Annotated in this window: 1 protein-coding gene and 2 pseudogenes; all 3 read right to left on the reverse strand. The window is 73.9% G+C overall.

Annotated elements, in window-relative coordinates:
• Positions 1-2691 (reverse strand): type I polyketide synthase (locus VFV67_RS36800; RefSeq protein WP_414636265.1); only part of this gene is annotated, 2691 nt, incomplete at its 3' end.
• Positions 2689-5689: pseudogene (locus VFV67_RS36805) on the reverse strand (beta-ketoacyl synthase N-terminal-like domain-containing protein); the annotation flags it as partial. The gene VFV67_RS36800 and the pseudogene VFV67_RS36805, both read right to left, overlap by 3 nt.
• A gap of 363 nt (positions 5690-6052) precedes the next feature.
• Positions 6053-12643: pseudogene (locus VFV67_RS16825) on the reverse strand (SDR family NAD(P)-dependent oxidoreductase); the annotation flags it as partial.
• Positions 12644-12711: the final 68 nt, after the last annotated feature.

Below are 12711 nucleotides of genomic sequence, written 5' to 3' on the forward strand. Positions count from 1 at the left end.
GTCGTACACATCCAATGCCTGCCAGCGGTCCGGGAAAACGTTTACCGCGTCGCCACCGGTGGACAGCAGCTCCCAGAACGCTTCCGGGGTGGCGATACCACCGGGCAGGCGGCAGGACATGGCGACGATGGCGATCGGTTCCACCGTTGTTGTTGGGGTGGCGGGGGTGCTGGTGGGGGTGGGGTGGTTCGGCGTCGTGAGGGCGAGCCGGGTGAGTAGGTGGGTGGCGATGGCGGCCGGGGTGGGGTGGTCGAAGGCGAGGGTCGCGGGGAGGGTGAGCCCGGTTTCGGTGGCCAGGTGGCGACGCAGCTCGACGGCCATCAGGGAGTCGATGCCGAGTTCCTTGAGCACCTGGGTGGGGCTGAGCGTGGTGCCGTCCGGCAGGCCGAGGACGGTGGCGGCCGCCTGCCGCACGAGCTGGGTGAGGAGGGTGATCCGGTCCGCGGCCGGCCGGGCGAGCAGGCGCTCCCGGAGGCCACCGGCCGTGGGGCCGGGTTCGCCGATTCGCTTGCGGGGGGCCCGGATGAGGCCGCGCAGCAAGGGGGGGATCTGGTCGGCCTGCCGGTCCAGCGCGGTGCGGTCCAGGCGGAGCGGCACCAGGTGCGGCCGGTCAAGGGCAAGGGCGGCATCGAGCGCGGCGAGGCCCTGGTCCACGCTGAGGGCGGCGACACCCTGGCGGCGCAACCGGGCCAGCTCGGCCTGGCCGAGGCGCGCGGTCAGCCCGATTCCGGCCTGCTGCCACAGACCCCAGGACAGGCTCACACCGGCCAACCCGGCCGCCCGGCGATGCCCGGCCAGGGCGTCAAGGAAGGCGTTGGCGGCGGCGTAGTTGCTCTGCCCGGCGCCGCCGAGCACCCCGGCCGCCGAGGAGAACAGCACGAACGCGGCCAGGTCCAGGTCGCGGGTCAGCTCGTGCAGGTGCGCGGCGCCGCCGGCCTTGGGCTGCCACACCGCATCGAGCCGCTCGGGACTCTGGTCGGCCAGCAACCCGTCATCCAGCGCGGCCGCCAGATGGAACACCCCCGTCCACGGGTGCGTGTCGTCGGCGAGCACGGCGGCGATGTCATCGCGCCGGCCGACATCACAGGCCACCACCCGAACGCTGATGGCGCCGGCGGCGGTCAGTTCGGCCACCAGGTCGTCGGCCCCGGGTGCGTCCGGCCCTCGCCGCGAGGTCAACACCAGGTGGCGGACCCCGTGCCGGACAACCAGATGCCGGGCCACAGTGCGGCCAAGCTCACCGGTGCCGCCGGTGATCAGCACCGACCCCTCGGGGTCGAACCTGGCCGGAACGCTCGCCGGCACCGCGACCGGAACCAGCCGTGCGGCCCGGATCTCCCCGTCCCGGAGCACGATCTCCGGTTCCCCGGACGCGGCGATGGCGTGCGGGAGCAGCGTTGCGTCGTCGCCGACCTCGATGGTCCGGATCGTCCGCTCCGGGTTCTCGGCGCGGGCCGCGCGCACCAGTCCGCACAGCGGCGCGTGCGCAAGGTCCCCGGCGCGGGTGACCCAGACCAACTCCGTCGCGTCCAGGCGCGGTTCGGCCAGGATTCGCTGCATCGTGCGCAACGCCGAACCGGTCGTCTCGCGCGGGCCGCCCACCGGTGCGTTGATCACCAGCCGGGCCGGTGGCGGTGTCCCGCCGTCCAGTGCGGCCAGCACGACATCGACATCCGCCGGGTCCCCGGCCTCGACCGGCTCCGGCACGGGGATCGGCTGGAAATCCACCCGGTACAGGTGCTCGACCGTTTCGGCGGCGCGGATCTGTTCGGCGGTGGCCACGCGGATCACCAACCCGTCGGCGTGCAGCACGGGTTGCCCGGCGGTGCTGGTGACCGCGACCCGGGCGGTGTCGCCGTCGACGTCGACCCGCACCCGCAGTTCGGTGACCTCGGTCGCGTACAGCTCGACTCCGGTCCAGGCGAACGGAAGCAGCACGGAATCGTGGTCGTCGAGCGCACCGAACAGGGTGTGCAGGGCGGCGTCGAGCAACGCCGGGTGGATGCCGAAACCGTTGGGGTCCAACCCGTCGGCCAGTCGGACCAGACCGTAGGCGGTGTCGCCGGTGCGGCACAGTTCGGTCAGGCCCTGGAAGGCCGGGCCGTAGTCCAGGCCGCGCGCGGCCAGCGATTCGTAGAAGCCGTCCAGATCGAGGTGTTCGGCGTCCGGGGGCGGGGTGGTGGCGACCTCGGAGACGTGGCCGGGGGTGGCGAGCGTTCCGGTGGCGTGCCGGCGCCAGGGCGCGTCGTCGACGCGGCTGTAGATGGTGATCTCTTCCGCGTGGATCACCGCCTGCACCTGCACCGCGGTGTCCTCGGCGAGGACGAGCGGATCCAGCAGCGTCAACTCGGCCACCCGGCCCATGCCGGCCTGGTGGGCGGCGGTCAGCGCGATCTCGAGCAACCCCGTGCCGGGCACCAGGATCGTGCCGAACACCGCGTGGTCGGCCAGCCACGGATGCTCGGCTACGGACAGCCGCCCGGTGAGCACATACCCGTCGCCGTCGGCGAGGCTCACCGCCGCGCCGAGCCACGGATGCCGCGTGGCGTCCAGCCCGAGCGCCGCCGCGTCGCCGGCCGGCTTGGCCGGCTCGGTCCAGAACCGCTCGCGCTGGAAGGCATAGGTGGGCAACGGAACCAGGTCACCGCCCTGGCCGACGACCTGGTCCCAGTCCAGTTCGACCCCGTGCACGTGCAGCAGGCCGAGGTTGCGCAACAGCTGTGCCTGGTCGCCTCGGTCGCGGGCCAGCGATCCGACCACCACCCCGCCGTGTTCGGCGCTGGCGTCGGTGAGCGGCATGGCCAGCACCGGGTGGGCGGAGATCTCCACGAACACCGAATGCCCGTCGGTCAGCAACTGCTCGAGGGCGCGGTCCAACCGGACCGGTTCGCGCAGGTTGCGGCACCAGTAGTCGCCGGCCAACTCGGGGCCTTTGACGGGTTGGCCGGTCACGGTGGAGTAGAGGGGGATTTCCGCCCGGCCCGGGGTGAGATCGGCGAATGCGGTGGCCAGGTCGGGCAGCAGCGGGTCCATCTGGGCGTTGTGCGAGGCGTAGTCGACCTTGATGGTGCGGGCGTAGATGTCCTGCGCTTCGAGTTCGGCCACGATCTGCGAGATCGCCTGCGCCTGGCCGGAGATCACCGTCGAGCCCGGGGTGTTCACCGCGGCGATCGACAGCGCATCTCCATACGGGGCAAGGAACTCCTCGACCTGTGCCACCGGGCGTTCGATCAGGGCCATACCGCCCTGCCCGGCCACCGTGAGCACCGCCTGGGAGCGCTGCGCGACGATCTGCGCGCCTTGCTCCAGGCTCAGCGCGCCGCTGATCACCGCGGCCGGCACCTCGCCCTGCGAGTGGCCGACCACCGCAGCCGGTTCCACGCCCAGCGAGCGCCACACCGCCGACAGACCGATGGCCATCGCGAACAACGCCGGCTGCACCACATCCACCCGGTCCGATCCGGCCGAGCCGGCCGAGCCGGACAACACCTCGCGCACCGACCACCCGGTCCACGGCCGCAACGCCGCATCGCAGGCGTCGATGGCCTCGGCGAAGACCTCGTTGGCGGCCAACAGCTCCCGGCCCATCCCGGCCCACTGCGAACCCTGACCCGGAAACACGAACACCACCCGGCCGCGGCGCTGGGCGGTGCCGGTGATCACCGCGTCGTGCGGTCGGCCTTCGGACAGCGCGCGCAGACCGTCCGTCAGCTCCGCGGTGCTGCCGGCGATCACACAGGCTCGGGACTCCAGGTGGATGCGGTGCCGGGCCGCGGTCCTCGCCACCCTGGCCAGGTCGGTACCGGCGTGGCCGGCCAGCCACTCGGTCCAGCGCCTGGCCTGCTCCCGCAGGGCGACCTCCTCGCGACCCGACACCACGATCGGGGCCGGACCGTCCACCGGAGTGGTTTCGACCCGTCCGGCAGGGGCCGGTGCTTCTTCGACGATCATGTGCGCGTTGGTGCCGCTGAGCCCGAACGAGGACACTCCGGCCCGGCGGGGTCGGGTGTCGGTGCGCGGCCAGGGTTGGGGTTGGGTGAGCAGGTGCAGGCCGCTGCCGTCCCACTGGATGTGCGGGCTGGGTTGTTCGGCGTGCAGGGTCGGCGGCAGGGATTGGTGTTGCAGCGCGAGCACCATCTTGATCACGCCGACCACCCCGGCGGCGGCTTGGGTGTGGCCCAGGTTGGATTTCGACGAACCCAGATAGACGGGCTGATCGGCATCGCGGCCGGGGCCGAACACCTCGGTCAGCGCGCCGGCTTCGATCGGATCACCCAGGGTGGTGCCGGTGCCGTGCGCCTCGATGGCATCGATGTCGGCCGGGGTCAGCTGGGAGGCCGCCAACGCGTCGCGCAGGACCCGTTGCTGGGCGGGGCCGTTGGGAGCGGTCAATCCCTGGCTGCGGCCGTCCTGGTTGACCGCGCTGCCGCGCAGCACGGCCAGGATCTGGTCGCCGTCACGCTGTGCCGCGGACAGGCGCTTGAGCACCAGCACGCCGGCGCCCTCGGCCCAACCGGCGCCGTCGGCGTTGGCGGAGAACGACTTGCACCGGCCGTCCGGGGCCATCCCCTTGAGCCGGGAGAACTCCACGAACAGGGTCGGGGAACTCATCACGGTGACGCCGCCGGCCAAGGCCAGCTCGCACTCGCCGGCCCGCAACGCGTTCACCGCGAGATGCAGGGCAACCAGGGAGGAGGAACAGGCGGTGTCCACGGTGACGGCGGGACCGTGCAGACCGAGGGTGTAGGACACCCGGCCGGACACCACGCTCGATGCCTTGCCGGTGCTCACATAGCCGTCGAGAGCCGACAGATCCCGGCCGAGGTCGCCGTAGTCGGAGCTCATCGTGCCCAGGTAGACCCCCGTGCGGCTGCCGCGCAACGAAGGGGGGCGGATGCCGGCGCGCTCAAGGGCTTCCCACGAGGTCTCCAGCACCAGGCGCTGCTGGGGGTCCATGGACAACGCCTCGCGCGGCGAGATGCCGAAGAAGGCGGCGTCGAAACCCTCGACACCGTCGAGGAAACCACCCTCCCGGGCATAGCTCTTGCCGACCGCGTCCGGATCCGGATCGTACACATCCAAGGCCCGCCAACGCTCCGGGAAACCGCCCACCGCGTCCCCACCGGCGGCCAGCAGCTCCCAGAAGGCTTCCGGGGTGGCGATACCGCCCGGCAACCGGCACGCCATCGACACCACCGCGATCGGCTCGTGCTGCCGGGCCTGCCGGGCCTCCAGATCCGCGGCGCGCTTCTGCAGGGCACGGATCGCGGGTAGCGCGGCTTCCATTCGATCCTGCTGTGACATCGACACCCCCGAGGCTCTGCGCGGCCACCGACACCCCCAGCCAAGCGCCGGCCCCTTGTACTTCGATACAACCGGCGAACAACGTGGCTGCAACGCGCGGTGAGTCTCAGACCAGGTCGAGGCCGGACGCCTCCAGCAGCGCGTTCAGTTCCGCGTTGATCTCGTCCACCGACCGTTCGTCGTCGACCCAGTCCTCCGGTTCGACCGATTCGGTCGGTTCGGCCGGCGGGTCGAGGCGGGCCAGGATCAGGGCGGCGATCGCCTCGGGCGTCGGGTGGTCGAAGGCGAGGGTGGCCGGCAGCGTGAGCCCGGTGGCGCTCGCCAGGGCACGCCGAAGCTCGACGGCCATCAGCGAGTCGAGGCCCAACTGCTGGAGCACCTGGTCCGGAGCAAGGGTGTGCGCCGCACCGAGACCGAGCACGGCGGCCACCTCCTGGAGCACCAGCCGGTTGACCAGTTCGGGCCGCTCCGCGGCCGGCGCGGAGCGGATCCGGTCGCGCTGTCCCTTGGCGGCGGCCTTCGGTGCGGCCGGCTCGGTTCGCCGGGCCAGCGCGCGGAACAGCGGGCCGTCCGCGCCCGGATCGAGCCGCACCGGCACGAAGTTGCCGGCCGGGCGGGCCAGCGCCGCGTCCAGCAGCGCCAGGCCCTGCGCAACCGGCAGCGGAGCGATTCCCTGGCGGCGCATACGATCCAGCTCCACCGCACCCAGGTGTGCGGTCATCCCCACGCCCGCCTGCTCCCACAGCCCCCAGGCGAGGCTGGTGACCGGGCGACCCTGCGCCCGGCACCGGGCGGCGAACGCGTCCAGGTAGGTGTTGGCCGCACCGTAACCACCCTGGCCCGCGGTGCCGACCGTGCCGGCGGCGGAGGAGAACAGCACGAACGCGGCGAGGTCCAGGTCGCGGGTGAGCGCGTCGAGGTGGACCGCGCCGGCCACCTTGGGGTCCAGCAACCGGGACAGCCGCTCCGGATCCAGGCCGAGCAGGACGCCGTCGTCCAGCACCCCGGCCAGGTGCAGCACCGCCGTCCACGGGTGGTCCGGTTCGGCGAGGGTGAGCACCCGGGCCAGATCCGCACGCCGGGTGACGTCACAGGCCACCACCCGCACGGCTGCCGCCCCGGCCTTCTCCAGCTCCCGCACCAGCTCCGCAGCGCCGGGCGTGTCCGGCCCGCGCCGGGAGGTCAGCACCAGCCGGCGGATCCCGTGCCGGACAACGAGATGCCGGGCGACCGCCCGGCCGAGCTCGCCGGTGCCGCCGGTGATCAGAACGGTGCCGCCGGGGTTGAGCGCCCGCGCGTCGCCGGCCGGGGCGCCGGCCTGGACCAGGCGGGCGGCGAGCACCTCGCCGCCGCGCACGGCCAGCTCCGGTTCGCCGGTGACGGCGAGCGCGCGGTCCAGCGCCGCCCGGTCCACGTCGTCCGGTCCGAGGTCGATAAGGCGCAGGGCACGCTCGGGGTGCTCGGCCCGGGCCGACCGGACCAGCCCCCAGACCGGGGCGTTCGGCAGCCCGTCGAGCCGATCGCCGGGCCCGGCGGCGATGCTGCCGCGGGTGACGACGACCAGCTCCTCCGCCTCGGACCGGTCGTCGGACAGCAGTTCCTTGAGCCGGCCGAGGGCCTGCTCGGCGGCCCGCCGCGCGGCGTCCGGCGCGGCCGGGTCGGCCACGGCGCCGGTCAGGTCGACCACCACGCGTTCGGTTTCGTTCCGGGTATCCGGAGCGGGCACCGGCCGGAACTCCAGGCGGTGCAGGCCATCGGCACCGCGCAGTTGTGCCGCGGTAGCCCGGCGCAGGTCGAGCCCGCCGATCCGCACCACCGGCGCACCGGCCGCATCCGTTCCCCAGGCCCGGATCCGCCGGCCGGACTCGGCGGGTTCGACCTCGATCAGGATCCGCAGCTCCTGCGCACCGGTCGCGTGCAGCTCGACGTCGCGCCATTCGAACGGCAGCAGCGCGCCCGGTTCGTCCACATCGGACACTCCGATGATGGCGTGCAGGGCCGCGTCGAGCAGCGCGGGGTGCAGGCGGTGATCCCCGGCGGCCGCTTCTGGCAGGCGCACCCGGCCGTAGGCCGTGTTCTCCCGGCGCCACAGCTCGGTCAGGCCGCGGAACGCCGGGCCGTAGTCGATGCCCTGGGCATCGAACCGTTGGTAGACACCGTCCAGCGGCACCGGCTCGGCATCGGGCACCGGCCAGGCGCTTAGTTCGGCGAACCCGTCGGGTCCGTCGGCACCGGCGCCGGCCAGCATCCCGCCGGCGTGCCGGGTCCAGGCTCCGCCCCGGTCCGGTCGGCTGTGGATCGCGATTTCCCGGCGGCCGTCCGGATTCGGTGCGCTCACCGTGATCTGGATCCGGACGGCATCCTCGAGCACCAGCGGCTCGGCCAGCGTCAGTTCGGCCACGCCGGGTGCGCCGATCTCGTGGGCCGCCGCGATGGCCAGTTCCAGCAGGCCGGTGCCGGGCACGAGCACCGAGCCGAACACGGTGTGGTCGGCCAGCCATGGTTGCTCGGCAAGGGAAAGCCGCCCGGTGACGAGGTGGCCGTCGGCCCCGGCGAGCGGGGTGACCGCGCCGATCCAGGGATGCCGGGCGGCGTCCAGCCCGAGCGCCGCCGCGTCGCCGGCCGGCTTGGCCGGCTCGGTCCAGAACCGCTCGCGCTGGAAGGCATAGGTGGGCAACGCGACCAGGCCGCGCACACCAAGGATCCGGGCCCAGTCCAACTCGACACCGTGGACGTGCAGCAGGCCGAGGTTGCGCAACAGTTGTGCCTGGTCGCCGCGGTCGCGGGCCAGCGATCCGACCACCACCCCGCCGTGTTCGGCGTCGGAGTTTTCGGCGCTGGCGTCGGTGAGCGGCATGGCCAGCACCGGGTGGGCGGAGATCTCCACGAACACCGAATGCCCGTCGGTCAGCAACTGCTCGAGGGCGCGGTCGAAGCGGACCGGTTCGCGCAGGTTGCGGCACCAGTAGTCGCCGTCCAGTACGGGGCCTTTGATGGGTTGGCCGGTCACGGTGGAGTAGAGGGGGATTTCCGCTCGGCCCGGGGTGAGATCGGCGAATGCGGTGGCCAGGTCGGGCAGCAGCGGGTCCATCTGGGCGTTGTGCGAGGCGTAGTCGACCTTGATGGTGCGCGCGTAGACACCCTGGGCCTGCAACTCGGCCACGATCCGCTCGATCGCCTCGACGGCACCGGAGATCACCGTCGAACCCGGGGTGTTCACCGCCGCCACCGACAGCGCATCTCCATACGGGGCAAGGAACTCCTCGACCTGCGCCGCCGGGCGTTCGATCAGGGCCATACCGCCCTGCCCGGCCACCGTGAGCACCGCCTGGGAGCGCTGCGCGACGATCTGCGCGCCTTGCTCCAGGCTCAGCGCGCCGCTGATCACCGCGGCCGGCACCTCGCCCTGCGAATGGCCGACCACCGCAGCCGGTTCCACGCCCAGCGAGCGCCACACCGCCGACAGACCGATCGCCATCGCGAACAACGCCGGCTGCACCACATCCACCCGGTCCAACCCGGCCGAGCCGGCCGCACCGGCCAACACCTCCCGCACCGACCAGCCGGTCCACGGCCGCAACGCCGCATCGCAAGCATCGATGGCCTCGGCGAAGACCTCGTTGGCGGCCAACAGGTCCCGGCCCATCCCGGCCCACTGCGAACCCTGACCCGGAAACACGAACACCACCCGGCCACGCCGCTGCGCGCTGCCGGACACGAGCGTGTCGTGGGCTTGGCTCTCGGCGAACGCCCGCAGACCGGCGACCAGTTCGTCGGTGCTGCTGGCGATCACGCAGGCGCGGGAGTCGAAGTGGGTGCGGCCGGCGGCGGTCGCCGCCACGTCGGACAGCTGCGCCTCGGGGTGCGCGGCCAGCCAGTCGGCCCACCGGCCGGCCTGCTCCCGCACTGTCGCCTCGTCCCGGCCGGACACCACCACCGGCAGGAAACCGGCCACCGGGGTGGGTCCGGCCGGGTCGGCTGGGGCTTCCTCGACGATCACGTGCGCGTTGGTGCCGCTCAACCCGAACGAGGACACCCCGGCCCGGCGCGGCCGGGAATCGATGCGCGGCCAGGGCTGTGGCGTGTCGACCACCCGCACCGGGAGGTCGTCCCAGGGGATGTGCGGGTTGCGCGGGTTGCTGTGCAGCGTGGCCGGGAGCGTGTCGTTTCGCAGCGCGGCCAACATCTTGCACACGCCGGCGATCCCGGCCGCCGACTCCAGATGCCCGATCACGCTCTTCGCCGTGCCCAGCCCCAGTTCCCGGCCCGGCGCGCGGCCGGTTCCGTACACGGCGGCCAGCGCCTGCACCTCGATCGGGTCGCCGAGCCGGGTGCCGGTGCCGTGGCACTCCACGTAGTCGATGTCCGCGGGGCCCAGGCCGGCCGAGTCGAGCGCGGCGCGGATCACCTTGCGCTGCGCCGAGCCGTTGGGTGCGGTGATGCCGCTGCTGGCGCCGTCGTGGTTGACCGCGGATCCCCTGATCACGCCGAGGATCCGGCGGCCCGCCCGCACCGCGTCGGACAGCCGCGTCATGGCCAGCACCCCGACGCCCTCGCCCCGGCCGTACCCGTCCGCGTTGGCGGAGAACGTCTTGCTCCGGCCGTCCGGGGCGAGCGCGTTCGAGCGGCCGAGCGCGACGAACGCCGCCGGGTCCGCAAGAACCTGCACGCCGCCGGCAAGGGCCAGCTCGCATTCGCCGTTGCGCAGCGCCTCGGCGGCCAGGTGCAGCGCCACCAGCGAGGAGGAGCAGGCGGTGTCCACGGCCAGCGCGGGACCCTGCAACCCCAGGTGATAGGCGAGCCGGCCGGCGTTGAAGCTGGGCAGGCTGCCGGTCAGCGTGTAGGTGTCGGCCGGCCGGCCCTGCCGGTGCGTGCTGTACTCGCCGGCGCCCGCGCCGACGAACACCCCGGTCCGCGAGTCGCGCAGCTCGTCCGGCCGGATTCCGGCGTCCTCAAGGCAATTCCAGGCCGTTTCGAGCAGCAGCCGGTGCTGCGGGTCCATCGGCTCGGCCTCGCGCGGGGAGATGCCGAAGAAGGCCGCGTCGAAGTGCGCCACGTCGGCCAGGAACGAACCCGGCCCGATCTCCGGTTCGGTGCGGGAGAACCGGCCGGGGGGAACCGGGCCGACCGTGTCCCGGCCCTCGGCGAGCACCGTCCACAGGTCGTCCAGGTCGTTGGCGTCGCCGGGCATGCGCAGCCCGACGCCGATCACGGCCAGCGGCTCGCCGGCCGCGCGACTCACGGAACCGTTGGGCTCCACCGGCTCCGGCCGCGGTGCCAGCTCGCCGAGCAGCCAGCGGGTGGCGGCGGTCAGGTCGGGATGGTCGAAGACCAGGGTCTTCGGCGTAGCGACTCCGGTGCGCCGGTGCACCCGGACGCTGAAGTCGACGGCCATCATCGAGTCGAACCCGAGGTCCTTGAAGCCGCGCCGCGGGTCGAGCGTTGCGGGGTCGGCGATCCCGAGCACCGCGGCGGCCTCCCCGGCAAGCAGCCCGCGCACGTGCTCGGCCCGGGCCGGCTCGTCCAGCTCGAGCAGCGTGGCCCGCAGCGGCGCACCCGGTTCATCGGTGGCGTCCAGCCGGACGGCGGCCTCGGGGATCTCCCGCAGCAGCGGCCGGTTGCGGCCCTCGGCGTAGCTGCGCGCGGCCGTGGGCCAGTCGATGCCGGCCACCACCGTGCCGCCGCCGGCGAGCGCCCCGTCCAGGGCGTCCAACGCCTGCTCGGCGGGCATCGGTTCGAGGCCGATCCGGCGCAGCTGCGCCTCGGCCGCACCGTGGGTCATGCCGCCGTCCGCCCACGGTCCCCAGGCCACGGCGACGGCCGGCAACCCCTCCGCCCGGCGCCGGGCGGCCAGCGCGTCCACCGCGGCGTTCGCCGCGGCGTAGTTGGCCTGACCGACATTGCCGAGCACGCCGACGATCGAGGTGTACAACACGAACGCGTCCAGGTCCCGGTCCCGGGTCAGCTCGTGCAGGTGGGTGGCCGCGGTGAGCTTGGGCGCGGCGACGGCCGCAAGGGCCGCGGTGTCCATCCGGTCCAGCAGCCGGTCGTCCAGCACGCCCGCGGTGTGCACGACGGCGCGCAGCGGGACCGGGTCGCGGTCGAGCGTGTCGAGCAGGCCGGCCAACTGCCGCCGGTCGGTCACGTCGCAGGCGACCACGCTGACCCGGGCGCCGGCCGCCTCGAGCGCGGCGGCGAGCGCACCGGCGCCGTCGGCCGCCGGACCCTGCCGGGAGGCGAGCACCAGGTGCTCGGCGCCGCGCTCGGCGAGCCGGCGGGCGAGTTGCGCGGCGAGCGCCCCGCTGCCGCCGGTGATCAGCACGGTGCCGCGGGGTGTCCACGGGCCGGCCGGGCCCGCGACCGGGGCGCGGCGCAGCCGGCGAACCAGGCGCCCATCGGGCCGGACCGCCGCGTGCTCCTCGGCGTCCGGGGTGCCGTGCGCGGCCAGCGTGGCCAGCACCAGCCCGGCGCAGCGGGCGTCCAGCGTGTCGGGCAGGTCGATGAGCCCACCCCAGCGCTCGGGATGCTCGAGGGCGACGACGTGGCCGAGACCCCAGACCAGCGCCTGGCCGGGATCCGGGGCGGCCGCGGCAACGGCGCCCCGGGTGAGGAACCACAACGGGGCGCGGACTTTCGCGTCGGACAGCGCCTGCACCAGCGCCAGACTTCGGGCCGCACCCATGGTCACCGCCGGATGGTCCGGGTGTGCGGCGAGGTCAAGGGCGGTCAGGGCGAGCACCCCGGCGAGGTCGGACCCGTGCCCGGCGATCAGTGCGGCACCTTCGGCCCGGTCACCGGCCGGCACCAGGTGCGCCGAGGCGCCGGCACCGGTCAGCAGCCCGGCGAGCTGGTCGGCCAGCTCTCGGGCCGCCGGGGGCGCGACGATCAGCCAGTGGCCGCGCGGTGCGGCGGGCGGCGGGCCGGCCGGCTCCCAGGTTTCGGTGTAGCACCGGCCGGCGAGGGCGTCGGCCCGCTCCTGCCGGGCCCGCCAGGCCGCCAGGTGCGGCAGCAGCGCGGCGACGGCCGTCCCGTCCGGTGCGCCGAGCAGCTCGGTGACCCGATCCGCCGCGCCATCCGCCACCGCCTGCCACAGGGCGTCCTCGCCCCGGGAGCGGTCCCGGACCGCCGGCCGCGCCGCGTCGATCCAGTAGCGCTCGCGCTGGAAGGCGTAGCCGGGCAGGTCGACCGGGACACCACGGGCCACGGCCGGCGCGATGTCCTGGCCCGCCACGTACAGCGCGCCGACCGCCCGCACCAGCGCCCGCACCTCGTCGACCTCGCCCGGAAAGTGCTGGGAGGCAACGAAGACCGCGTCGCCGGTCAGGCAGCCGGCGGCCATGCCGGACAGCACGGCGGCCGGGCCGCACTCGAGGTATCGGGTGCTCCCCTGCTGTTCCAGGGTGTGCA

The sequence above is a fragment of the Actinophytocola sp. genome, from assembly GCF_035762905.1.
Classification (GTDB): Bacteria; Actinomycetota; Actinomycetes; order Mycobacteriales; family Pseudonocardiaceae; genus DASYTH01.